The sequence below is a fragment of the Heliomarina baculiformis genome (genome assembly GCF_019966545.1).
GTDB classification, from domain to species: Bacteria; Pseudomonadota; Alphaproteobacteria; order Rhodobacterales; family Rhodobacteraceae; genus Heliomarina; species Heliomarina baculiformis.
The window spans coordinates 278580-301181 of the sequence record NZ_JAIMIC010000001.1; the positions used below are offsets into that span (position 1 = coordinate 278580).

The window sequence follows — 22602 nt, forward strand, 5'->3', positions numbered from 1 at the left end:
GATCAGTTAACAAGCGTTGCTGCCGCTGCCGCGGCCGCGCCTTCGACGCCGAACATGTTGACAACGCCCAGCAGCATGATGACAGCCGAAGCCATGAGGAAGACCCAGAGAACGGGCGAGCGGTTGGTTTCCAGCTCGGACCCTTCTTCGCCGAAGTACATGTAGTAGACGATGCGCAGATAGTAGAAAGCACCGATCACGGAGGCGACCACACCGGCCACGGCGAGCCATGCCAGCCCGCCTTCATAAGCGGCCCGCAGAACGTAGAACTTGCCGAAAAAGCCGAGCATCGGCGGCACACCTGCCAGCGAGAAGAGGAGTACCAGCATCGCCAGCGCCCGGCCCGGTTCACGCTTGGAATACAGGTTCAGCGCATTGATATCCGTGACCGGCTGCCCGTCGCGTTCCATCGAGAGAATGAAGGCAAATGTGCCAACATTCATGGTGATGTAGATCGCCACGTAGATCAGCATTGCCTGCACACCGAACACAGTGCCCGCGGCAAGGCCCATCAGGGCAAATCCCATGTGGGTGATCGAGGAATAGGCCATCAGGCGTTTGATGTCGCGCTGACCGATGGCGGCAACGCTGCCGAGGAACATCGAGGCGACGGAGAGCAGCGCGATCACCTGTTGCCAGTCGCTGACGGCGGCACCGAAAGCGTCATGCAGAAGCCGGGCGAAAAGACCCAGCGCCGCCACCTTGGGCGCTGTCGCGAAAAACGCGGTGACTGGGGTCGGCGCGCCTTCGTAAACGTCCGGCGTCCACATGTGGAAAGGCACGGCCGAAACCTTGAAGGCCAGACCGGAAATCAGGAAGATCAGGCCGAAGAGCAGACCAACCGAAACCTCGCCATGGATCGCCGTCTGGATGATCCCTGAGAACAGCGTCGTACCCGCGTACCCATAGGTCAGCGAGGCACCGTAAAGCAGCAGACCGGACGACAGGGCACCCAACACAAAATACTTGAGACCCGCCTCGGTCGACTTGGCACTGTCGCGGCGCAGCGAGGCGACCACGTAGAGCGCGAGCGATTGCAACTCGAGCCCCATGTAGAGCGACATCAGGTCTCCGGCGGAAACCATGACCATCATGCCCACAACGGAAAGTGCAACGAGCAGCGGATATTCGAACCGCAGCAGGCCGCGACGCTTCATGTATTCCTGGCTCATCACCAGAACGCAGGCCGCGGACAGCAGGATCGCGATCTTGGCGAAACGCGAGAAACCGTCATCGATGAACATGCCGTTAAAGGCAATCTTGTCGACGCCGCCGGCAGCACCGATCCAGATCGCCAGCAGGACCATAAGGATGCCGGTCACCCAGACAAGCGCGGGGGCGAGCTTGTCCTTGGAGGTATAGACCGCGGCAACCAGCCCGAGCATGGCAAAAACAGCCAGAATGATTTCCGGCAGGATGGTGTTCAGATCAGCCTGGATCATCTATCCGGCCCCCCTTAGTTCGATGCGGTCTGCGTCGCGGACTGAGCCGCGGCAACCGCGTTGTCATAGCTATCGACCAGCGCCGCCGTACTCGGGCTGATGATATCGGTGATAAGCGACGGGTAGACGCCGAGAAGCAGCGTCATCACGATCAGCGGCGCAAAGATGAACCGTTCACGCGAATTCATGTCGGAGATCGTCTTGAGGCTTTCCTTGATGAGATCGCCAAAGACGACCCGTCGATAGAGCCAGAGCGCATAAGCCGCCGAGAAGATCACACCGCTCGTCGCTACGGCCGCCACCCAGGTGTTGACCTGGAACGTGCCCATCAGCGTCAGGAATTCACCGATGAAGCCCGAGGTGCCCGGAAGGCCGACGTTCGCCATCGTGAACAGCATGAAAACCAGCGCGTAGGCAGGCATCCTGTTTACCAAACCGCCGTAGGCGTCGATATCGCGAGTGTGCATCCGGTCATAGATCACACCGACGCAGAGGAAGAGAGCGGCCGAGATGAACCCGTGCGAGAGCATCTGGAAGATCGCGCCGTCAACGCCCTGCTGGTTGGCCGCAAAGATGCCCATGGTCACGAAACCCATGTGCGCGACCGAGGAATAGGCGATCAGCTTTTTCATATCCTCCTGCACCAGCGCGACGAGCGAGGTGTAGACAATCGCGATGGCCGACATCCAGAGCACCAGCGGTGCCAGGATTTCTGACCCGACCGGGAACATGGGCAACGAAAAGCGCAGGAAGCCATAGCCACCCATCTTGAGGAGGATCGCCGCCAGAACCACGGAGCCCGCGGTCGGTGCCTGAACGTGCGCATCCGGAAGCCAAGTGTGAACAGGCCACATCGGCATCTTCACCGCGAAAGATGCGAAGAAGGCGAGGAAGAGAAGCGTCTGCAGACCGCCGACGATCTGGAAGCCCATCAGGCTGAAGGTTTCGCTGGCAAATTCATGGGTCAGCAGAACTTCGATATCTGTGGTGCCCGCGTCGGCGAACATTGCCACCATCGCGACCAGCATCAGCACCGAGCCAAGGAAGGTGTAGAGGAAGAACTTGAAGCTCGCGTAGATGCGGTTCGCCCCGCCCCAGATGCCAATGATCAGGAACATTGGGATCAGACCGGCTTCGAAGAACAGGTAGAACAGCACCAGATCCAGCGCCATGAAAACGCCGAGCATCAGCGTTTCCAAGAGCAGGAAGGCGATCATGTATTCCTTGACGCGGGTCTTTACATCCCAGCTCGCGAGAATGGTGAGCGGCATGACAAAGGTGGTCAGCATCACGAAAAGGACCGAGATCCCGTCGACGCCCATCTTGTATTGCAGGCCGAGCAGCCAGTCGCTTTGCTCGACGAACTGGAAACCGGGATCGGCGGGGTCGAATTCAAAATAGATGCCGAGCGAGATCAGGAAGGTGATGGTCGTCGCGAACAGCGCCACCCACTTGGCATTGCGATGCGCCGCGTCGTCTTCTCCGCGCAGGAAGATCGCAAGGATCAGGGCCGCGAGCGCAGGGATGAAGGTGACAATGGAAAGAAGGTTGTCCATCAGTTGCCTCCTCCGATCGACATCCAGGTGACAAGCGCGGCTATGCCGAGCACCATCCAGAAGGCATAAGTAAAGATATAGCCGGTCTGTGCGCGGCCTGCGAGCCGGGTGAAGAACGGTACGATATTGAGTGCGACGCCATTCAGGAAGCCGTCGATGATGCTGCCATCACCGCGTTTCCAGAACACCTTGCCGAGGCCCATGACGGGGCGCACAAAGACCGCGTCATAGATTTCGTCGAAGTACCACTTGTTCTTGAGAAAGAGGTACAGGGGACGCTGGTTTTCGGCCAGACGACGGGGCAGTTCCGGGTTTACGATGTAGAACAGGTAGGCAACAGCAAGACCAAGCAGCATCGCGATAAAGGGCGAGACCTTGACCCAGATTGGCGCGGCATGGGCATTGTCCAGAACGTGGTTGTCCGGACCGAAGTAGAGCGCACCATCACCGGGTTCGCCGCCAAGCTGGGCGTGATGCTCGCCCGCCTCGCCGTGATCCTCGGTCGCGGCGTCCGCGAGTGCGGTCTCTTCGCCTTGGGCCTCTTCGGTCGCTTCTTCGCCGTGACCCGCTTCATCGGTCACCGCATGGTCATCGCCATGGGCCGCGGCCTCGGCCGCCATCGGAATGCCATAGAACTTACCGATCTGGTCGGCATGGCCGAAGAAGTTGGAATACCAGAGCATCCCCGAGAAGATCGCACCGAGCGACAGAACACCCAGCGGTATCAGCATGACCATCGGGCTTTCGTGCGCATGATCATGCGTGTGCTTGTCGCCGCGCGGGGTACCGTAGAACGTCAGGAAGATAAGGCGCCACGAATAGAAGGACGTGAAGCAGGCAGCAACGACCAGCAGCCAGAAGCCATAGGCCGATCCGCCGCCCCATGCGCTTTCGATGATCGCGTCTTTGGAAAGGAAACCGGCAAAACCGATATGGGTCAGCGGGATGCCGACACCGGTGATCGCCAGCGTGCCGATCATCATCGCCCAGAAAGTATAGGGGATCTTTTTGCGCAGACCGCCGTAGTTGGTCATGTCCTGCTCGTGGTGCATCGCGTGGATGACCGAGCCTGCCCCGAGGAACAGGAGCGCCTTGAAAAAGGCGTGGGTCAGCAGGTGGAACATGGCCGCCGAATACATACCAACACCGGCAGCAACGAACATGTAGCCCAGCTGCGAACAGGTCGAATAGGCGATGACGCGCTTGATGTCGGTCTGCACGAGGCCAACCGTTGCGGCAAAGAATGCCGTGGTCGCGCCCAGCACGGTGATGAAGGCAGTCGCTTCGGGCGCGAATTCCATGATCGGTGACATGCGGCAGACGAGGAACACGCCCGCCGTCACCATCGTAGCGGCGTGGATCAGGGCCGACACCGGGGTCGGGCCTTCCATCGCATCCGGGAGCCACGTGTGCAGCAGGAGCTGCGCGGATTTACCCATCGCGCCGATGAACAGCAGGAAGGCCACGAGGTTCGCCGCGTTCCATTCGGTCCAGAGGAAGGACACCTGCGTTTCGGCGAGCGTCGATGCTTCGCCAAAGATCACGTCGAAATCGATGGTGTCGGTCAGGAAGAACAGCGCGAAGATGCCCAGCGAAAAGCCGAAGTCACCGACACGGTTCACAACAAAGGCCTTGATCGCGGCCGCGTTGGCCGAGGGCTTGCGATAATAGAAACCGATCAGCAGATAGGAGGCCACGCCCACGCCTTCCCATCCAAAGAACATCTGGACCAAGTTGTTGGAGGTGACCAGCGCCAGCATCGCGAAGGTGAAGAACGACAGGTAAGCAAAGAAACGCGGCTTGTAGACCTCTCCCTCTTTCCACTGGGGGTCGTGATCCATGTAGCCAAAGCTGTAGAGGTGCACGAGGCTGGAAACCGTGGTGATCACGATCAGCATGATGGCGGTAAGGCGGTCAAGCCGGATGGCCCATTCCGTCGCCAGCGTGCCGGATTCGATAAAACGCAGCACGGTGATGTGCTCGGTCACGCCGTCGAAGGTGAAGAACACGATCCAAGAGAGTAGCGCTGCCAGGAAGAGCAGCCCCGTGGCAACCCATTGCGCTGCGGTTTCGCCGATGAACTTCCAGCCAAAGCCGCAGATCAGTGCGCCAACAAGCGGGGCGAAGAGGATGATGGTTTCCATGTGACGTTAGCCCTTCATCACGTTGACGTCTTCGACGGCGATGGTGCCGCGGTTTCTGAAGAAACAGACAAGGATGGCAAGGCCGATCGCAGCCTCGGCGGCGGCGACAGTCAGCACGAAGAGCGTGAACACCTGCCCGACAAGATCCCCGAGGAAAGAGGAGAAGGCCACAAAGTTGATGTTCACCGAAAGCAGGATCAGTTCGATGCTCATCAACAGGATGATGACGTTCTTGCGGTTCAGGAACAGCCCGAAGATGCCGATGACGAACAGCGTCGCCGCGACGGTGAGATAATGTTCAAGTCCGATCATGTCGTCCCTCGGTTTCTTTTCCGTGTCGGCCTTTCCGGCCCTTGTCTTGTCTCGCCCCCGACAATGTCGGGATGTTTCGGCCCGTCCCGGGGCCGGGATGTCTGCCGCTAGGTCAGCGGCGGCACCCCGATGTGCCTGCCCTTGTCGGGCGCGACCGCGCCGGAGAGCCGCGCCCGGCGGCGTTTCCAGACCCGGAAGGCCGAGTAGCTGAGCGCCGCCTTGGCGGCCCAGAGCCCGGCAAAGCCCGCGACCCCGACCGAAGACAGGTGATCGTGGACGATCTGGATCAAAGCCCCTGCCCCGGTTTGACGTCGCGAAGTTCCATCGCCTTGGCCGGATCGCGATACATCTGGGCCAGCACGTTCTGACGCTTGACGTCCTGACGGTGGCGCAGGGTCAGAACGATTGCGCCGATCATCGCGACCAGCAGGATGAGACCTGCAAGCTGGAACAGCAGGAAGTACTGATCATAAAGGATCAGACCAAGCGCCTGCGTATTGTGCTTGTCGACCGGCATCACCTGCGTGCGCATCGTTTCGGCGGCGGCGTTGGATTCCCACGCACCAAAGGCCATGACGAACTGCATCAGAATGATGAGGCCGATCAGCAGGGCCAGCGGCATGTATTTTGCCATCTCGGCCTTGAGCTCGGCGAAATCCACATCAAGCATCATGACAACGAAGAGGAAGAGCACGGCCACCGCGCCCACATAGACGATCACCAGCAGCATCGCGACGAATTCCGCGCCGAGCAGCACGAAGAGCCCCGCCGAAGACAGAAACGCAAGGATCAGCCAGAGCACCGAATGTACCGGCTGGCGCGCGGTTACGGTGAAAAAGCCGCCGATGATGGCGCTTATCGAAAACAGGTAAAAGGCAAATACGCTCATGTTTCGGGTTCCTCGTTTTCGCCCATAGTCTCTTGCGCAAGATCGAGCGCGCGGGTCATCGCGGGAATGCCCGCAAAGACCGACATCTGACCGATCGTCTCGACGATTTCTTGCTTGCGTGCCCCGGCTTCGATCAGGTGACGCACGGTCTGGCGCACGGCTGTGTCTGCCTGCGCCCCTTGCATCGTCAGCCCGGCCAGCGTCAGCAGCAGCCGCGTCTTGGCATCAAGCCCGTCCTTGTTCACCGTGTTGCCGAACCAGAATTCCATCGCTTCCTTGGGCATGGTCGGCCACAGCGCCTCGAACCCCTTGGGCGAGAAGGTTTCAAGCGCGGGATTGAGCGCCCGCGCCATTTCCTGCGCCTGCGTCATCATCGCTTCAAAGGGGTTGCGCGGGTCGCTCATCGGTAGGGCGCATCCAGTTCTAGGTTGCGGGCAATTTCAGCTTCCCAGCGTTCGCCGTTCTCAAGCAGCTTGGCCTTGTCATAGAACAGCTCTTCGCGGGTCTCGGTTGCGAATTCGAAATTCGGACCTTCGACGATGGCATCCACCGGGCAGGCTTCCTGACAGAAACCGCAGTAGATGCACTTCGTCATGTCGATGTCGTAGCGTGTCGTCCGGCGCGAGCCGTCTTCGCGCGGTTCGGCATCGATGGTGATGGCCTGCGCCGGACAGATCGCTTCGCAGAGTTTGCAAGCGATGCAGCGTTCTTCGCCGTTGGGATAGCGGCGCAGCGCGTGTTCGCCGCGGAATCGGGGCGACAGTGGCCCCTTTTCATGCGGGTAGTTAATCGTCGATTTGGGGGCCACGAAGTATTTCATGCCGATCCAGAGACCTTTGACGAAGTCGCTGAGCAGGAAATACTTGGCGGCGCGGGTATAGTCGATTTGGGTCATATCAGCTCCCAGTGCTCCAGCGCGCGAAGGCGCCCCAGAACCAGTCGAATTTTGCGGCGAAGGCCACGAAGACCACCCAGACGAGGCTGAACGGGAGGAAGACCTTCCAGCCCAGACGCATCAGCTGGTCATAGCGATAGCGCGGCGTGATCGCCTTGATCATCGAGAAGAAGAAGAACACCAGGCCGATCTTGGCGATCATCCAGAAGATGCCATCAGGAAGGCCGGGGATCGGCGACAGCCAGCCGCCAAGGAACAAGAGCGAGATCAGCGCGCACATCAGCACGACCGCAACCAGTTCCCCGATCATGAAGAGAAGGAAGGGGGTCGAGGAGTATTCCACCTGATACCCGGCAACGAGTTCCGATTCCGCTTCGGGAAGGTCGAACGGCGGGCGGTTGGTTTCGGCCAGCGCAGAGATGAAGAAGAGGATCATCATCGGGAAATGCGGCAACCAATACCAGTTGAGCAGACCGAGGTTGCCGTCCTGCGCGTTGACGATGCCGCTGAAGTTCATCGAACCAGTCGAGATGATAACGCCGATGATAATAAGGCCCAGCGAGACCTCATATGAGATCATCTGCGCGGCCGACCGGAGCGAGCCGAGGAAGGGGTATTTCGAGTTCGACGCCCAACCGCCCATGATGACGCCATATACTTCGAGCGACGACACGGCGAAGACGAAAAGGATCGCCACGTTGATGTCCGAGAGCACCCAGCCATCGTTGAACGGGATCACCGCCCAAGCGACGAGCGCCATGACAAGGCTGATCATCGGCGCAAGGAAGAACACCGCGCGGTCAGCCCCGGCGGGCACCACGATTTCCTTGAGGATGTATTTACCGAAATCCGCAAAGCTTTGCAGCAAACCGTAAAATCCGACCACGTTGGGGCCACGGCGCATCTGAACGGCGGCCCAGATCTTGCGGTCGGCATACATCAGAAAGGCCAGCGCCACCAAGAGCGGGACGACGATCAGAAGGATCTGGCCCAGTATCAGCAGCGCGATTCCCGTGCCCGTTGTCGTAAAGAATTCAGCCATAAGTCCTCACACCGTCGGTATCCCGTTTTCCGCACAGTTTTCGACCACGACTTCGGCGTCGATGGTTTCCAGTCCGCGCGGCAGCGATGGCGAGATGGTGTAAACAGCATCCGCCGCCCACACGCCACCCTTTTCCTGTACTTTTGTGCGCAAATGACGCGCAAATCCGTATCCGCGGATCAGCGCGTATTGCGCGGCGGCGCATTCCGCGTACCCCGCCACATCATTGTCGTTTCGGGCGCCCTTCATCACGACGCCGAACTGCACCAGATCACCGTCCAGAAGCCGCGTGTCGACACCACCATAGACGGGCCGGTAAGCCGATCCGCCCGACGTCGCCCCCGCATCGCAGCCGGTCAGGACCAGCGCCGATATGATCGCGGTGCGAATCATTCAGCGGCGATCTGCTGGGCGCGTGCTTTGACGCCTGCGGAGAGTTCCGCCATCAACGCGCTGGCCCGTGCGATCGGGTTGGTCAGGTAAAAATCGGTGATGGCAGGACGGAATGTCGCCTTGCCCAGTTCACCGGCCTCGAGCTTTTCAACTGCGTTTTCTGGTACTTCGTCCACCTTCGCGAGATGCGGTACTGCTTTGACAAGTTCCTGACGAAGCTGCGCAATACTGTCGAAAGGCAGCACTTCGCCGATCTCGCCGGAAAGCGCCCGCAGGATCGCCCAGTTTTCCTTGGCTTCACCCGGCGCGAATCCCGCGCGCTGCGCCAGCTGCGGACGACCTTCGGTATTCACGAAGAGGCCGGTTTCCTCGGTATAGGCCGCGCCCGGCAGGATGATGTCGGCGCGATGCGCGCCGCGGTCGCCGTGGCTGCCTTGGTAGATGACAAAAGCGCCTTCGGCGATGTCGACCTCATCCGCGCCAAGGTTATAGATGACCTCGGCCTCGGACACCTCGGCCATGCCGCCGTCGCAGGTAGCACCGATATCCATCGCCCCTACCCGGCTGGCTGCGGTGTGCAGGATGAGAAGACCGCTATTGGTTGCTTCGGCGATGCTTTGCGCCGCGGCAAGAACGGCCGCACCGTCTGCTTCTTGCAAAGCGCCCTGCCCGACGATGACCATCGAGGCTTTCTCCCGGATCTCGTCCGAGCCGCCCATGTCGACGACTTCCTGCAGCGCGGCGCGGTCGTTACCCATATGGGTGTAGTCAAACGTCAAATCCGCCGCATCGCCAACCAGAGCCACATTGGCGCCCCGGCTCCATGCCTTACGGATACGGGCGTTGAGCACCGGCGCTTCGACCGCCGGATTGGTGCCGATCAGCAGGATGCTTTCCGCCATGTCAATGTCTTCGACAGCAGCAGTGCCGACATATGCCCCCCGGTTTCCGGCGGGCAGTTTCGCCCCGTCGGTACGGCATTCGACAATGCCGCCCATGCCTTCGATCAGCTGCTTCAGCGCAAATGCGGGTTCAACAGAAACCAGATCGCCCACGATGCCGGCGACTTTCTTGCCCTTCATAGCGGCGGCAGCGGCGGTCAGCGCCTCGCCCCAGCCCGCTTTGCGCAGCTTGCCGTTTTCGCGGATATAGGGCGTGTCGAGACGCTGGCGGCGCAAACCGTCCCACACAAAGCGCGTCTTGTCGGAGATCCATTCCTCATTCACGCCGTCATGGTTGCGCGGCAGGATCCGCATGACTTCGCGACCCTTGGTATCCACGCGAATGTTCGAGCCGAGCGCGTCCATAACGTCGATGCTTTCGGTCTTGCTGAGCTCCCACGGACGGGCGGTGAACGCGTAGGGTTTCGACACCAGCGCTCCGACCGGGCAGAGGTCAATGATGTTGCCCTGCATGTTGGAATTCAGGGTCTCGCCCAGATAGGACGTAATCTCGGCATCTTCGCCGCGCCCTGTCTGGCCCATCTGGTGAATACCAGCGACCTCGGTTGTGAAGCGAACGCAGCGCGTACAAGAGATGCAGCGTGTCATGTGGGTTTCGACCAGAGGACCAAGATCCAGATCCGTCGAGGCACGCTTGGCTTCGCGGAAACGCGAGAAGTCCACGCCATAGGCCATCGCCTGATCCTGAAGATCGCATTCGCCGCCCTGGTCACAGATCGGGCAGTCGAGCGGGTGGTTGATCAGGAGAAACTCCATCACCCCTTCGCGGGCCTTCTTGACCATTGGCGAGTTCGTCTTGACCTGCGGCGCCTGCCCTTCGGGACCGGGGCGCAGATCGCGGACCTGCATCGCGCAGGAAGCGGCGGGTTTCGGCGGACCGCCCACGACCTCGACCAGACACATGCGGCAGTTACCGGCGATCGACAGGCGTTCGTGGTAGCAGAAACGCGGAATCTCGACCCCGACCTGCTCACAGGCCTGGATCAGGGTCATTGCCCCGTCGACTTCGATTTCGGTTCCGTCAATGTTGATCTTGCGGAGGTCAGACATGGTCTATTTCGCCCTCAGTAGCACACCAATCGCGCTGGATTTGGCAATTTCCGCACGCCCGAAGGTGCAGAAGGTTTCAGGTTTGTCATAGGATACGCCGTTCTGTGCGAGGAATTTCTCGCCCTTTGCGCGCATCCGGGCCTTTTCAGTATCGGATTCGACATAGGCCCTGATTTCTTCGTCGCTGTAGCCCAGATCGTTGGCTTGGGCCTTGATCTTGCGCAGCGTGTTCAGCGCGCGCAGCACACGCGGGCTGATGTCATCGCAGCGGTCGCGGATCGCATCGGCAATCGCCACGGCAAACAGCGTATTTTCGATCTCGGGCACATCGCGCAAAGCTGGACGCGCAGTGGCCGAAACCGGTAGCGCAACAGTACAGGCGAGCGCGGCGGCGATAACGGTATTGGCAAGTCTCATCGGGTCTTCCTTTCGTATGAAAGGCAAACAACGGACGAGAATCGTTCCGATAGGCAATAACAACCGCCTTGGATCCCGGTGATATGCAAATACCTGCTCACGGATTGCATTCTCCGGCTAATGTCAGCGTATCGTTCACAACCGGCAATTGCTGCAGGGGTCTGTCCGGTCCGGCGGACCAGATGATCCGCGATGTACCGTAGTTCGTGATGCAATAGCGGGTCGCCTCGAATTCGCCGGCCTCGATCGCTCCTTGCGGAGCGAGAGACATGTTCTTGACGGAAACGGTGAACCGCTGACGGTTATCGTCGACTTTACTCGCCTTGGTCTTGAAGTAGACCCCCTGGAACGCCAGCCGGGTTTCATCGTCCTGGGCACATGCGGACAGGGTCACGGCAAAGGCCGCTACAGCAAGACCACGGCCGGTCTGCCTGAAAATTTGAGGCAGTGTTTTCATAATCTTCCGCCTTGCACCGCGCTGTTGCGCTCCGGTCGTTTCGATTGCCTGCATCTACTTCACCCGCGAATGCACCGGGCGATGCACCTTTTCCTTTTCGATGACGACCATCGAGTCATGAATGTGAAAGCCCGCGAAAGCGCCCTCCAAGGCAGGGAACCGCAGGCCCTTGCGATGATACCAGTGGTGCATGTCATCCACCATGCGCCGTAGCAAGTTGAAAAAACTGGTTTTTGCCCGGTACCCGCCGCCGTACTTGGGAAAATAGGCGGTGTGAAGATCTTCGATCACATAAGCACCGCCGGGTGAGAGCCGGGGATAGAGGGCCATGAGCGAGGCCTCGATATGTTTCATCCGGTGGCTGCCGTCGTCGAGAATCAGATCGACGCCCCCCATTTCATCGACTACGTCGGACAAGAACTCGGGATCGGCTTGCGAACCGATCCGCACCTGCCCTGACTGTCCGTCGTAGCGAGCGCAATCAGGGTTGATGTCGATGCCGAAGATCTTGGCGTCTTTTCCGAAATATTTGCGCCAGAGCTGCAGCGAGCCGCCGTGATTGACGCCTATTTCGAGAAACCGGACCGCCGTGCCGCGAAACTTTGAGAAATACCGGTCGTAGAGCGGAATATAGTGATGCCACTTGTGGACGCTCGCGCCTTCGTTCGAGGCATAGATCTTGGCCAGATCGCCAGCATAGCCATATTTGTCGAGGATATCCCCGGCAATATCGCCATCTTCTTCAAAGCGGAATTTCCTCATCTCCCCAGAATCTCCGTTCTGCGGATGATCCGGTCAGCGCTTTGAGCCCCGAACACCATCTTAGCCCCGCTTGTACACGAGAACGCTGACAGGCGTCCGCCGTGCCGTTTCATCATCGAGCACGGTACAAGTGTTCAGCCTGCTGTAGCTGGTGCCGTATTTCGCGGCCAGCGACCGGCGTTTGACATCGGTTTCCAGCTCAGCCGCTTCCCGGACCTGCTGCGCGACCAGTTGGCCGTTCTTCACGCGTTCATTGGTGATCGCAGCAGCCAGAACCTCATCATAGGAATACGCGGGGCAGCGTCCGACCATTTCACGCGCGATTGTCCGCACGGCATAATGCTCCGGCGCAGACAGGGCCATCAGTTCGGCCGTGCGCGGGTCATTCAGATTGGCGCTGCCACCGCAACCTGCCAAGAGAACCAGCCCGACCGAAATGAAAAACTGCCTGCGCATGCCCTGCCCTTACTCTGCCGCGACAGCGCTGACGCGCCCGGTGCGTTTGTGTTTGATACGATCTTCGATCTCGTTACGGAAATGCCGGATCAAGCCCTGGATCGGCCAGGCTGCCGCATCGCCGAGCGCACAGATCGTATGACCCTCGACCTGCTTGGTCACGTCGAGCAGCATGTCGATTTCCTCGACCTCGGCATCGCCGGTTACCAGACGATCCATGACCCGCATCATCCAGCCGGTGCCTTCGCGGCAAGGCGTACACTGACCGCAGCTTTCATGTTTGAAGAACTTGGAAAGACGCCAGACGGCTTTGATCACGTCGGTGTTCTGATCCATGACGATCATGCAGCCGGTGCCAAAGGACGACTTGTTTTCGCGCATCCAGTCGAAATCCATGATCGCGTCTTCCAGCGCGTCCTTGGGAAGAACCGGGCAGGACGCACCACCGGGGATGATCGCCTTGAGGTTATCCCAGCCGCCGCGAATACCGCCGCCGTGTTTTTCGATCAGCTCGCGCACGGGAAGCGACATGGCTTCTTCGAATACACATGGATTGTTCACGTGACCGGTCAGCGCGAAGAGCTTGGTGCCCACGTTGTTAGGACGGCCAAAAGAGCTGAACCATTCCGGGCCACGACGCAGGATCGTGGGCACAACAGCAATGGATTCCACGTTGTTAACCGTGGTCGGGCAGCCGTAAAGCCCCGCACCCGCCGGGAACGGCGGCTTCATCCGCGGCATACCCTTTTTGCCTTCGAGGCTTTCGAGCAGCGCGGTTTCCTCGCCACAGATATAGGCCCCGGCCCCATGCGCCAGATACAGGTCGAAATCCCAGCCGGACTTGCAGGCGTTCTTGCCGATCAGACCCGCGTCATAGGCTTCGTCGATGGCCGCCTGAAGCGCCTCGCGCTCGCGGATATATTCACCGCGGATATAGATGTAAGAGGCATGCGCGCCCATCGCGAAAGAGGCAACCAGCGCCCCTTCGATCAGCGTGTGCGGGTCGTGGCGCATAATTTCGCGGTCTTTGCAGGTCGCCGGCTCCGATTCATCCGCGTTGATCACGAGATACGCCGGGCGACCGTCGCTTTCCTTGGGCATGAAAGACCACTTCAGACCGGTCGGGAAGCCCGCGCCGCCGCGTCCGCGCAAGCCGCTGTCCTTCATCTGCTGGATGATCCAGTCGCGACCCTTTTCAAGTATGCCCGCGGTGCCATCCCAGTGGCCCCGCGCCTGCGCGCCTTTCAGCGAGCGGTCATGCATCCCGTAGAGGTTGGTAAAGATCCGGTCCTGGTCTTTCAGCATCTCATTAGCCTTTATCATTCCGGCGTGTGCGCCAGAGATTGTACGTCTGCCAGAGCGCAAAACCGAACCCGGCCAGCGCCATGAGGTCGAACAGGGCTTGGGTCCGGTTGGACCAGCCAAGGATGGACCCGGCGAAATTGGCACAGATCCAGAGCACGCCAATCCCGGCGATCAGCAACGCAAGGCGCTGACCCGTTTTTGTCGTCGATCTGGTTTCCGTGCTCATTCTTGAATTGTGCCCTTACGCAGTTTTCTCAGTCTTCGTAGGTGCCATCTTCTTTGGCGCGGCGCGAGAATTCGGTCTCGCCACCACCCTGCAATTCCTTAGCCTGTGCAACCCAGTCATCGCGGGTCACGCGGCCTTTGAAACCCTGCAAGTTCTGATCGACCCAGGCGATTTCCTTGTCCGTCCAGTTAGCGATCTGGTCGAAATGGTAAAAGCCCATGGAATGCAGCAGGGCTTCGAGTTTCGGGCCGACGCCCTTGATCATTTTCAGATTGTCAGGCTGACCGTCACGTGCGGACTCGAGAGAAGCCGGACGATCCGCGTCATCGGCAACCTGCGTATCGGCTGGTTTCGCCTTGGCCGATTTCGATTGGGTCGCAGAGGCTTCTGATACATCCGTCTCTTTTGCGTCAGGTTCGGCCGATTTAGGCTTTCCCTTCTCGACCGCCTGCGCTTCCTGTTCGGTCACGCCGGTGGCATCTGCCGGCTCGCCTTCTGCCGGTCGGGGTTCATTCCGCGCGACAAGTTCCTCGTTTTCGGCAGCAGCGCCGCCATCCTTTGGATTGTCGCGCCATGGTGTCAGGAGCGGTACCTCGGTACCGTCGATCCGCTTGACCGTGTCGCCGATGTCCACGGCGAGTTGCACCGAGGCGTTATACTGGGTCCGACCGCTGTCATATTCAGTCAGCGTTACCAGCCCCGAAAGCGGTTCGGAGGCATAGCGGCCGTTCTGTGGGCCCGGCACCGGCACCTTGCCAGCCGCCAGTTCGTCGATGATCTCGCCAAGACGCTCGGCGGTCAGGTCCTCGTAATAATCCTTGCCAATCTGGGCCATGGGCGCGTTGGCACAGGACCCGAGGCACTCGACCTCTTCCCAGCTGAACTTGCCGTCATCCGACAGCATATGCGGCTTGGGCGCGATCTTTTCCTTGCAGACGGCCATTAGGTCTTCGGCACCGCAGATCATGCAGGACGTTGTGCCGCAGATCTGGATATTAGCAATGGAGCCAACCGGTTGAAGCTGGAACATGAAGTAGAAAGACGCCACTTCAAGCGCGCGGATATAGGCAAGGCCCAGCATTTCAGCGACATGCTCGATCGCCGGGCGGGTCAGCCAACCTTCTTGTTCCTGCGCGCGCCACAGTAGCGGGATGATCGCCGAAGCCTGACGGCCTTCGGGATACTTGGTCATCTGCGCTTCGGCCCATTTCTGGTTGGCCGGCGTGAAGGCGAAAGAGTCGGGTTGGTCAGGATGAAGACGACGAAGCATTAGAGAGCGGTTCCTGATGTAACCAGTGCAAGGATCGAGATGCCAAAGGCACCAAGGGCCAGCAGCCCGGTTATCGTGTGTTTGAAGTGCGGCAGATTGCGGCTGCGATAGATCCAGCCATCGTAGAGGCCCATAAAGGCGCAGACGGCAAAGAAAAATGCCGAGAACTTGGCGTTGTCCAATAGCAGGACGCCAAAAGCGAATAGGAACATGACGATATATCGACCGGTCATTACATTCGGCAATAGCTCTAACCGGTGCGTTGCACGTACCATGGCCGTTTCAGGATCGCGGATAAAGATGACCGCGTAATAGCCTGTAATGATGACCGTAATGGCCAGCGCGATATATGTGAGTTGCCCCATCATCGTTTAGCGGTCGACCTCGCCGAACACGATATCCATCGTGCCGATGATCGCCGCGACATCTGCAAGCTGGTGCCCGCCGGCAACGTGATCCATCGCCTGCAGATGCAGGAACCCGGGTGCACGCAGCTTGGCGCGGTACGGCTTGTTGGTACCATCGGCAACAAGGTAGACGCCGAATTCGCCTTTGGGGGCCTCAACCGCGCAGTAGACTTCGCCAGCCGGGACGTGGAAGCCTTCGGTATAAAGCTTGAAGTGATGAATCAGAGATTCCATCGAGGTCTTCATATCGGTCCGCGACGGGGGCGTAATCTTACCCCGCGCCAGGACATCGCCTGGCTCTTCGCGCAGCTTTGCGATGGCCTGCTGGATGATCTTTATCGACTGGCGCATCTCTTCCATACGGACGAGGTAACGATCATAGCAGTCGCCGTTCTTGCCGACCGGGATCTTGAAGTCGAATTCATCGTAGCATTCGTAGGGCTGCGAACGCCGCAGGTCCCAAGCGAGGCCCGAGCCGCGCACCATCACGCCGGAGAAGCCGTATTGCTGGATTTCTTCCTCGGTAACGATGCCGATGTCGACGTTACGCTGCTTGAAAATGCGGTTCTCGCTGAGCAACCCGTCAATATCGTCAAGCCGTTTTGGGAACCTGTGCGACCAGGCCTCGATATCGTCGATCAGATCGTCGGGAAGGTCCTGATGGACCCCGCCGGGACGGAAATACGCCGCGTGCAGACGCGCGCCACATGCCCGTTCGTAAAAGATCATCAGGTCTTCGCGTTCCTCAAACCCCCAGAGCGGCGGCGTCAGCGCCCCCACGTCCATCGCCTGCGTAGTCACGTTCAGCAGGTGGTTCAGAATGCGGCCGATCTCGGAGAAAAGCACGCGGATCAGCGAGGCGCGACGCGGAACCTGAACGCCGGTAAGCTTTTCGATGGCCAGACACCAGGCATGTTCCTGGTTCATCGGCGCCACGTAATCGAGCCGGTCGAAGTAAGGCAGGTTTTGCAGATAAGTCCGTGATTCCATCAGCTTTTCGGTGCCACGGTGCAGCAGGCCGATATGCGGGTCGCAGCGTTCGACGATTTCGCCGTCAAGCTCGAGCACAAGCCGAAGAACTCCGTGCGCCGCAGGGTGTTGTGGGCCGAAGTTGATGTTGAAATTGCGGATCTTCTGTTCGCCGGTCAGGGCGTCTTCGAAACCTTTGGAGCCGTCCATCACTTGGCCTCCGTTTTCTCATCGCCGGGCAGGATGTACTCGGCACCCTCCCATGGGCTCATGAAATCGAACTGGCGATATTCCTGCACCAGTGAGACAGGTTCGTATACGACCCGCTTCTGGGTCTCGTCATAGCGAACTTCGGTATATCCCGTAGTCGGGAAATCCTTGCGCAGCGGATGGCCCCGGAACCCGTAATCGGTCAGGATGCGGCGCAAATCCGGATGACCCGAGAAGATGATACCGAACATATCATAAACTTCGCGCTCGAACCAATCCGCAGAGGGGTGAACCTCGGTGATCGAGGGCACGAGATCTTCTTCGCGGATCGAAACACGCAGGCGGATACGGTGGTTCTGGTACATCGACAGGAAGTGATAGACGACGTCGAACCGCTTGGGGCGTTCCGGATAGTCGACACCGGTGATGTCCACCAGCGAACTGAAACGGCAAGTCGCGTCCGTTTTCAGGAACTCGACAAAGCCCTTGATGTTGGCCGGAGTCACATCGACGTTCAGTTCGCCATGGGTCACGTCCCAAGACAGAACACAATCCGGGCGTTTCAATTCGATATGTTCGCCCAGTTCCTTGAGTGCATCGCTCATCGTACGATTGTCCCCGTGCGGCGAATTTTCCGTTGCAGCTGCATCAACCCGTAAAGCAGGGCTTCGGCGGTCGGCGGGCAGCCCGGCACATAGATGTCGACGGGTACGATCCGGTCGCAGCCGCGCACGACGGAATAGGAATAGTGATAGTAACCACCACCGTTGGCGCAGGACCCCATCGAGATCACATAGCGCGGTTCGGGCATCTGGTCGTACACCTTGCGCAGGGCCGGTGCCATCTTGTTGGTCAGCGTGCCCGCCACGATCATGACGTCGGACTGACGCGGAGAGGCGCGTGGCGCGATACCAAAGCGTTCGGCGTCGTAGCGCGGCATCGAGGTGTGCATCATTTCGACCGCGCAGCAGGCGAGACCGAAGGTCATCCAGTGCAGCGAACCAGTCCGCGCCCAGTTGATCAGATCCTCGGTCGAGGTCAGGATAAAGCCCTTGTCCTGAAGATCCTTGTTGAGGCTCTGAACAGCGGTCTCGCCTTCGAATACGGGCGGCTGGTGCTGAACGTCCGCCATGTTGGATGGGCCGGATTTCACGCGCGGGGTCTGATCGCCCTGCCCCTGTGTCCGCGTGACGAGGGCGTCCTGATCGTTATCTACTGCCATTCCAGCGCCCCTTTCTTCCATTCATACGCAAAGCCGATGGTCAGCACGCCAAGGAATACCATCATCGACCAGAAACCGACCATGCTCACATCCTTGAACGACACGGCCCAGGGGAAGAGGAAAGCGATCTCAAGATCGAAAATGATGAAGAGAATCGAGACGAGGTAGAAACGCACGTCGAACTTCATCCGCGCATCGTCGAATGCGTTGAACCCGCATTCGTAGGCAGACACCTTTTCCGGGTCCGGGTTACGGACCGCCAGTACAGCCGCCGCGAGGATCAGGATTGCTCCGAGACCTATTGCGACAGCCAAAAACACCAGAATGGGGAGGTATTCCCGCAACATCTCTTCCACGAGTGGCTCCTTTTGCTACGCACCCCTGAAAGGTTGCGCCGTCAAGTGGCATGTTGACCTTGGCCTTGTGTATCCCTGTGTTCCGGGAGGGTCAACGGGGCCAGACCGCTCTTGATGCGGCTCATATCGCCGCAGAAGCGGAATATGTTCAAATGATTAACACTTTTTGCGCCGCATTGCGGCGAATGCGCGTCTTTACGGCTACGTCACGATCCACGGTGCCTTTTCCTTGCGGAAAAATGCGCCGACTCCCTCGACCGCTTCGGTGGTTTCCCATTGCCGGGCCAGCGCACGAATGGTGCGGTCGATGACCTCTTCGTCGATCGTCAGCCCGAAAGATCGGGCAAGCCGCTTGGATTCGGCCACGGCGCTTGGCGCACAAGATAGATACGGCACGACCTCGGCTTCGACGGCCTGTTCGAGATGATCAGGCGCGACGACTCGTGAGATCAGGCCAAGGCCGACCGCTTCGGTCGCGTCAAAGATACGTGCAGACATGAAGACACGACGCGCCATCGCCTCTCCCATTCGGGTGAGGCAATAGGGGCTGATCGTCGCCGGGATCAGGCCCAGGCGGGTTTCGGTAAAGCCGAGCTTGGCATGATCGACCGCGATTGCAACGTCGCAAACGCTTATCAGACCAAGCCCCCCACCAAAGGCGTTACCCTGAACGGCACCGATCACGGGCTGCGGCAGAGTGTTCATCGCAAAAAGCATATCAGCGAGTTTGCGCGCTTCGCGATAGCGGGTGTCGCCATCTGCCGCCATCTGTTCCTGCATCCATTTCAGGTCGCCACCAGCGCAGAAGGTGTTACCCGCTGCGGTGAGCACAACAACCCGGATCGCGGAATCGGCAGCGATGCTTGCGGCAGCCTCGGTCAGCTCTGCGATCATGCGGGCCGACATGGCATTGTGCTTTTCAGAGCGTTCCAGCGTCAGATGCGCGACGCCTCGGTCATCCGTCGTCAGTGAAATTTCTTCAAACATGCGCTTCCTGCTCTCCGCGCATGGAACGGGCCATCTGGGCAGCTTGGCTGATGACTTCCATGTCGAGACCGGTATCGTAACCGAGCCGCTCAAGATGCGTCGCGACAGCCTCGGTCGCGACATTGCCCGCCGCGCCCGGCGCATAGGGACAGCCGCCGAGCCCGCCAACGGCCGCGTCAAAGACCCTTACGCCAAGGGACAGGGCGGCGTCGATATTGGCGAGCGCGCGGCCGGAGGTGTCGTGGAAATGCCCGGCAAGGCGCCCGACCGGGATGACATCCCGCACTTTCAACAGCATGCGCGCGATACTGTCCGGCGTGGCCTTGCCCAGCGTGTCACCTAGGGAGATCTCGTAACAGCCCACCGCAAAAAGGCGATCCGCAACCGCCGCCACCTGCGACGGTGCGGTGGGACCGTCAAACGGGCAGTCTGTCACGCAGGATACATAACCCCGAACCGGGAGATCGATATGGCGAGCGGCCTCTAGGATCGGCGCAAAGCGATCGAGCGATTCTTCGATGCTGGCATTAATGTTGGCGCGGCTGAACCCCTCACTGGCCGAGGCGAAGACCGCTATTTCATCGGCTTTCGCGGTCAGAGCGTCCTCGTAGCCACGCATATTGGGCGTAAGAGCGGCATATCGCACGCCATCGGCACGCTTGATGCCCAGAAGAACCTCGCCACTGCCTGCCATCTGCGGCACCCACTTGGGGCTCACGAAACTGGCGCATTCGATGCGCTTGAAGCCGGCGTTGCTCAGACAATCGACGAGTTCGATTTTTTCCGAAACCGGAATTTCGCGTTTTTCGTTCTGCAGACCGTCGCGCGGACCGACCTCAAAGATTTCAACATATCCCGTCATGTCAGGTTCTCCCTCTCTGGGCCGGTAGGTCAGATTATCTCCGACCGCGCACCGCCATCTTGATCATTCAAACGCTTCCAGCCGGACCAGCGCTGCACCGCTGTCGACCTGATCGCCCGCCTTGGCCAGCACTTCTGCCACGACGCCATCGCGGGCGGCCAGCAATGAATGCTCCATTTTCATCGCTTCGAGAACCGCCAGCCGATCTCCTTCGCTGACAGAAGCACCTGTCTCTGCATAGATCGCCTTGACGAGTCCCGGCATCGGCGCTTCGATCAGATTGCCGTCGCCATGACTGCCTGCCACGCGATGAAACGGATCGACCGCTTCAAAAGCGAACCCGTGGCCATCAAACACCGTAACCGTCGATCCGGCAATGGCGAAATCCGGCATTGCCCGGTCGCCCACCAGCCACGTGCCCGAGATGCGTTCGGCGATCACTTTGGCACCATCCACGTCCCAGGCCTGACGGTTCTGCCCTTCGGCATCGACTTTCAGGGTCAGGATTTCTCCCTGCCCTAAAAGCCGGACCGTTTGCGACAAGGGTGACCATAGGGAAAAGCCCCTTTCCCAGCTTGAGTCGACCAGATTGGTTACCGCCATGGCTGCCACTACCGCGTGGCGCGGTTCGGGTTCAGGCGCAGAGACGAGTGCGTCGATGTCGCGGCCGATCAAACCGGTATCGACGTCGCCTTTGGCGAATCCCGCGTGCCCCGCGAGCGCGCCCAGAAAGGCGAGGTTGGTGACGGTTCCCCCGACCTTCGTGGTCTCAAGCGCACGGGAAAGGCGTTTCAGCGCGATAGCGCGGGTCGGCCCATGCACGATCACCTTGGCGATCATCGGATCGTACCAAGGGCTGATCACATCCCCTGCCCGCACGCCGCTGTCGGCGCGGGCATCCGTGGGGAATTCCAGATAGGTCAGCTCACCTGTTGCGGGCAGGAATCCTTTTGGGACGTCCTCGGCGTAGAGGCGGGCCTCGAAGGCGTGCCCGTCGATGGCGAGTTCATCCTGTTGTTTCGGGAGATCCTCTCCGGCGGCAACCCGCAACTGCCATTCCACAAGGTCCACGCCTGTAATCGCCTCCGTCACCGGGTGTTCGACCTGTAGGCGGGTATTCATCTCCATGAAATAAAAGCGGTCGCTGCGCAGCCCCTCGGAGGCATCGACAATAAATTCCACCGTGCCTGCGCCCTTGTAACCAATGGCTTCGGCCGCGCGCACGGCGGCCTCGCCCATGGCAGATCGCATTTCCTCGGTCATGCCTGGTGCCGGGGCCTCCTCGATGACTTTCTGGTGGCGGCGCTGCAGGGAACAGTCCCGTTCGAAGAGATGAACCGCGCGCTTGCCATCACCAAAGACCTGAACTTCGATATGCCGGGGCTTGGCGACAAATTTCTCTACCAGGACATCCGTGTTTCCGAAAGCGGTGCGGGCCTCACCACGGGCGCTTTCCAGAGCGGCGGCGAAATCGCCGGGCTTTTCAACCTGCCGCATGCCTTTACCGCCACCGCCAGCGACCGCCTTGATCAGAACCGGATAGCCAATTTCGTCGGCACGCTCAGAAAGAAAGGCGTCACCCTGATCTTTGCCATGATAGCCGGGCACGACCGGGACGCCGGCCTTTTCCATCAGCGCCTTTGCCGCGTCCTTGAGACCCATCGCACGGATCGCTTTCGCCGACGGGCCGATGAAAACCAGCCCCGCCGCTTCGACCGCTTCGACGAAATCGGGGTTTTCGGACAGAAACCCATAGCCGGGATGGATCGCCTGCGCACCGGTTTCCAGGGCCGCGCGAATGATCACCTCGGATTTGAGGTAGCTATCAGACGGAGCTGCGCCGCCGATGTGTACCGCGTGATCGGCCATCTGGACATGGCGCGAACCGGCGTCCGCGTCGGAATAGACCGCCACGCATCTGACGCCCATGCCACGTGCGGTCTCTATTACCCGGCAAGCGATTTCGCCGCGATTGGCAATCAGAATCGTGTCAAACATCGATCTTTCCTTC

At 59.7% G+C, this 22602-nt stretch carries 26 protein-coding genes; all 26 read right to left on the reverse strand.

The window, feature by feature from the left end:
- Positions 1–2 precede the first annotated feature (2 nt).
- On the reverse strand, positions 3–1442 hold the full coding sequence (gene nuoN, locus MF268_RS01330) for an NADH-quinone oxidoreductase subunit NuoN (RefSeq protein WP_238369110.1): 1440 nt from the start codon (positions 1440–1442) through the stop codon (positions 3–5).
- 14 nt (positions 1443–1456) lie between these two features.
- Positions 1457–2998 carry an NADH-quinone oxidoreductase subunit M gene (locus MF268_RS01335; protein WP_238369111.1) on the reverse strand — a complete coding sequence of 514 codons (1542 nt, stop codon included), beginning with the start codon at positions 2996–2998 and terminating at the stop codon, positions 1457–1459.
- Positions 2998–5142, reverse strand: a complete 2145-nt coding sequence (gene nuoL, locus MF268_RS01340; RefSeq protein ID WP_238369112.1) for an NADH-quinone oxidoreductase subunit L — start codon at positions 5140–5142, stop codon at positions 2998–3000. The genes MF268_RS01335 and nuoL overlap by 1 nt, the downstream gene beginning before the upstream one ends.
- Positions 5143–5148: 6 nt before the next feature.
- Complete coding sequence (gene nuoK / locus MF268_RS01345; RefSeq protein ID WP_088635177.1) at positions 5149–5454, reverse strand: NADH-quinone oxidoreductase subunit NuoK; 306 nt, start codon at positions 5452–5454, stop codon at positions 5149–5151.
- A gap of 107 nt (positions 5455–5561) precedes the next feature.
- Complete coding sequence (locus tag MF268_RS01350; protein ID WP_238369113.1) at positions 5562–5744, reverse strand: hypothetical protein; 183 nt, start codon at positions 5742–5744, stop codon at positions 5562–5564.
- Complete coding sequence (locus MF268_RS01355; protein ID WP_238369114.1) at positions 5741–6343, reverse strand: NADH-quinone oxidoreductase subunit J; 603 nt, start codon at positions 6341–6343, stop codon at positions 5741–5743. Before MF268_RS01355 ends, MF268_RS01350 begins: the two co-directional genes overlap by 4 nt.
- Entirely contained in the window at positions 6340–6747 is a 408-nt protein-coding gene (locus tag MF268_RS01360) for a carboxymuconolactone decarboxylase family protein (protein ID WP_088635180.1), read from the reverse strand. The genes MF268_RS01355 and MF268_RS01360 overlap by 4 nt, the downstream gene beginning before the upstream one ends.
- Positions 6744–7238 carry an NADH-quinone oxidoreductase subunit NuoI gene (gene nuoI / locus MF268_RS01365; RefSeq protein WP_238369115.1) on the reverse strand — a complete coding sequence of 165 codons (495 nt, stop codon included), beginning with the start codon at positions 7236–7238 and terminating at the stop codon, positions 6744–6746. The genes MF268_RS01360 and nuoI overlap by 4 nt, the downstream gene beginning before the upstream one ends.
- 1 nt (position 7239) lies before the next feature.
- Entirely contained in the window at positions 7240–8280 is a 1041-nt protein-coding gene (nuoH, locus tag MF268_RS01370) for an NADH-quinone oxidoreductase subunit NuoH (protein ID WP_088635182.1), read from the reverse strand.
- Between the two features lie 6 nt (positions 8281–8286).
- Complete coding sequence (locus MF268_RS01375; protein WP_088635183.1) at positions 8287–8673, reverse strand: hypothetical protein; 387 nt, start codon at positions 8671–8673, stop codon at positions 8287–8289.
- Positions 8670–10685: an NADH-quinone oxidoreductase subunit NuoG gene (nuoG, locus tag MF268_RS01380; RefSeq protein WP_238369116.1), complete on the reverse strand. Its 2016-nt coding sequence runs from the start codon at positions 10683–10685 to the stop codon at positions 8670–8672. The genes MF268_RS01375 and nuoG overlap by 4 nt, the downstream gene beginning before the upstream one ends.
- Positions 10686–10688: 3 nt before the next feature.
- Positions 10689–11102 carry a DUF5333 domain-containing protein gene (locus MF268_RS01385; protein WP_238369117.1) on the reverse strand — a complete coding sequence of 138 codons (414 nt, stop codon included), beginning with the start codon at positions 11100–11102 and terminating at the stop codon, positions 10689–10691.
- Positions 11103–11199: 97 nt separating this feature from the next.
- Positions 11200–11559 (reverse strand): hypothetical protein, encoded by a 360-nt coding sequence (locus MF268_RS01390; RefSeq protein WP_238369118.1) that lies wholly within the window; start codon positions 11557–11559, stop codon positions 11200–11202.
- Positions 11560–11613: 54 nt separating this feature from the next.
- Positions 11614–12321, reverse strand: a complete 708-nt coding sequence (locus MF268_RS01395) for a class I SAM-dependent methyltransferase (RefSeq protein WP_238369119.1) — start codon at positions 12319–12321, stop codon at positions 11614–11616.
- Between the two features lie 60 nt (positions 12322–12381).
- On the reverse strand, positions 12382–12777 hold the full coding sequence (locus tag MF268_RS01400) for a hypothetical protein (RefSeq protein ID WP_238369120.1): 396 nt from the start codon (positions 12775–12777) through the stop codon (positions 12382–12384).
- Between the two features lie 9 nt (positions 12778–12786).
- Positions 12787–14082 carry an NADH-quinone oxidoreductase subunit NuoF gene (gene nuoF, locus MF268_RS01405; RefSeq protein ID WP_238369121.1) on the reverse strand — a complete coding sequence of 432 codons (1296 nt, stop codon included), beginning with the start codon at positions 14080–14082 and terminating at the stop codon, positions 12787–12789.
- Positions 14083–14086: 4 nt separating this feature from the next.
- The gene (locus MF268_RS01410) at positions 14087–14308 is read right to left on the reverse strand and encodes a DUF5337 domain-containing protein (protein ID WP_238369122.1); all 222 of its coding nucleotides are present in this window, start codon (positions 14306–14308) and stop codon (positions 14087–14089) included.
- A 28-nt stretch (positions 14309–14336) separates the two neighbouring features.
- Entirely contained in the window at positions 14337–15578 is a 1242-nt protein-coding gene (locus MF268_RS01415) for an NADH-quinone oxidoreductase subunit E (protein ID WP_238369123.1), read from the reverse strand.
- On the reverse strand, positions 15578–15946 hold the full coding sequence (locus MF268_RS01420; protein WP_238369124.1) for a hypothetical protein: 369 nt from the start codon (positions 15944–15946) through the stop codon (positions 15578–15580). The genes MF268_RS01415 and MF268_RS01420 overlap by 1 nt, the downstream gene beginning before the upstream one ends.
- Before the next feature lie 3 nt (positions 15947–15949).
- Positions 15950–17164: an NADH-quinone oxidoreductase subunit D gene (locus MF268_RS01425; RefSeq protein WP_238369125.1), complete on the reverse strand. Its 1215-nt coding sequence runs from the start codon at positions 17162–17164 to the stop codon at positions 15950–15952.
- A complete protein-coding gene (locus MF268_RS01430; protein WP_238369126.1) occupies positions 17164–17769 on the reverse strand; it encodes an NADH-quinone oxidoreductase subunit C in 606 nt (201 codons plus the stop codon). Before MF268_RS01430 ends, MF268_RS01425 begins: the two co-directional genes overlap by 1 nt.
- On the reverse strand, positions 17766–18296 hold the full coding sequence (locus MF268_RS01435; protein ID WP_088635266.1) for a NuoB/complex I 20 kDa subunit family protein: 531 nt from the start codon (positions 18294–18296) through the stop codon (positions 17766–17768). Before MF268_RS01435 ends, MF268_RS01430 begins: the two co-directional genes overlap by 4 nt.
- A gap of 80 nt (positions 18297–18376) precedes the next feature.
- Positions 18377–18742: an NADH-quinone oxidoreductase subunit A gene (locus MF268_RS01440; protein WP_238369127.1), complete on the reverse strand. Its 366-nt coding sequence runs from the start codon at positions 18740–18742 to the stop codon at positions 18377–18379.
- A 201-nt stretch (positions 18743–18943) separates the two neighbouring features.
- The gene (locus MF268_RS01445; RefSeq protein ID WP_238369128.1) at positions 18944–19729 is read right to left on the reverse strand and encodes a crotonase/enoyl-CoA hydratase family protein; all 786 of its coding nucleotides are present in this window, start codon (positions 19727–19729) and stop codon (positions 18944–18946) included.
- Entirely contained in the window at positions 19722–20591 is an 870-nt protein-coding gene (locus tag MF268_RS01450; protein ID WP_238369129.1) for a hydroxymethylglutaryl-CoA lyase, read from the reverse strand. Before MF268_RS01450 ends, MF268_RS01445 begins: the two co-directional genes overlap by 8 nt.
- A 63-nt stretch (positions 20592–20654) precedes the next feature.
- Positions 20655–22589, reverse strand: coding sequence for an acetyl/propionyl/methylcrotonyl-CoA carboxylase subunit alpha (locus MF268_RS01455; RefSeq protein ID WP_238369130.1), 1935 nt, complete (start codon positions 22587–22589; stop codon positions 20655–20657).
- Positions 22590–22602 lie beyond the last annotated feature (13 nt).

Excerpts from the sequence above, each read along its gene's own strand:
- nuoK (WP_088635177.1), bottom strand. The coding sequence starts at position 5,454 with ATGATCGGACTTGAACATTATCTCACCGTCGCGGCGACGCTGTTCGTC.
- MF268_RS01375 (WP_088635183.1), bottom strand. The coding sequence starts at position 8,673 with ATGATTCGCACCGCGATCATATCGGCGCTGGTCCTGACCGGCTGCGAT.
- MF268_RS01360 (WP_088635180.1), bottom strand. The coding sequence starts at position 6,747 with ATGAGCGACCCGCGCAACCCCTTTGAAGCGATGATGACGCAGGCGCAG.
- MF268_RS01425 (WP_238369125.1), bottom strand. The coding sequence starts at position 17,164 with ATGGACGGCTCCAAAGGTTTCGAAGACGCCCTGACCGGCGAACAGAAG.
- nuoG (WP_238369116.1), bottom strand. The coding sequence starts at position 10,685 with ATGTCTGACCTCCGCAAGATCAACATTGACGGAACCGAAATCGAAGTC.
- MF268_RS01395 (WP_238369119.1), bottom strand. The coding sequence starts at position 12,321 with ATGAGGAAATTCCGCTTTGAAGAAGATGGCGATATTGCCGGGGATATC.
- MF268_RS01400 (WP_238369120.1), bottom strand. The coding sequence starts at position 12,777 with ATGCGCAGGCAGTTTTTCATTTCGGTCGGGCTGGTTCTCTTGGCAGGT.
- nuoF (WP_238369121.1), bottom strand. The coding sequence starts at position 14,082 with ATGCTGAAAGACCAGGACCGGATCTTTACCAACCTCTACGGGATGCAT.
- MF268_RS01445 (WP_238369128.1), bottom strand. The coding sequence starts at position 19,729 with ATGTTTGAAGAAATTTCACTGACGACGGATGACCGAGGCGTCGCGCAT.
- nuoN (WP_238369110.1), bottom strand. The coding sequence starts at position 1,442 with ATGATCCAGGCTGATCTGAACACCATCCTGCCGGAAATCATTCTGGCT.
- MF268_RS01415 (WP_238369123.1), bottom strand. The coding sequence starts at position 15,578 with ATGCTTCGTCGTCTTCATCCTGACCAACCCGACTCTTTCGCCTTCACG.
- nuoH (WP_088635182.1), bottom strand. The coding sequence starts at position 8,280 with ATGGCTGAATTCTTTACGACAACGGGCACGGGAATCGCGCTGCTGATA.
- nuoL (WP_238369112.1), bottom strand. The coding sequence starts at position 5,142 with ATGGAAACCATCATCCTCTTCGCCCCGCTTGTTGGCGCACTGATCTGC.
- MF268_RS01385 (WP_238369117.1), bottom strand. The coding sequence starts at position 11,102 with ATGAGACTTGCCAATACCGTTATCGCCGCCGCGCTCGCCTGTACTGTT.
- MF268_RS01390 (WP_238369118.1), bottom strand. The coding sequence starts at position 11,559 with ATGAAAACACTGCCTCAAATTTTCAGGCAGACCGGCCGTGGTCTTGCT.
- MF268_RS01335 (WP_238369111.1), bottom strand. The coding sequence starts at position 2,998 with ATGGACAACCTTCTTTCCATTGTCACCTTCATCCCTGCGCTCGCGGCC.
- MF268_RS01430 (WP_238369126.1), bottom strand. The coding sequence starts at position 17,769 with ATGAGCGATGCACTCAAGGAACTGGGCGAACATATCGAATTGAAACGC.
- MF268_RS01420 (WP_238369124.1), bottom strand. The coding sequence starts at position 15,946 with ATGATGGGGCAACTCACATATATCGCGCTGGCCATTACGGTCATCATT.
- MF268_RS01455 (WP_238369130.1), bottom strand. The coding sequence starts at position 22,589 with ATGTTTGACACGATTCTGATTGCCAATCGCGGCGAAATCGCTTGCCGG.
- nuoI (WP_238369115.1), bottom strand. The coding sequence starts at position 7,238 with ATGACCCAAATCGACTATACCCGCGCCGCCAAGTATTTCCTGCTCAGC.
- MF268_RS01410 (WP_238369122.1), bottom strand. The coding sequence starts at position 14,308 with ATGAGCACGGAAACCAGATCGACGACAAAAACGGGTCAGCGCCTTGCG.
- MF268_RS01435 (WP_088635266.1), bottom strand. The coding sequence starts at position 18,296 with ATGGCGGACGTTCAGCACCAGCCGCCCGTATTCGAAGGCGAGACCGCT.
- MF268_RS01355 (WP_238369114.1), bottom strand. The coding sequence starts at position 6,343 with ATGAGCGTATTTGCCTTTTACCTGTTTTCGATAAGCGCCATCATCGGC.
- MF268_RS01450 (WP_238369129.1), bottom strand. The coding sequence starts at position 20,591 with ATGACGGGATATGTTGAAATCTTTGAGGTCGGTCCGCGCGACGGTCTG.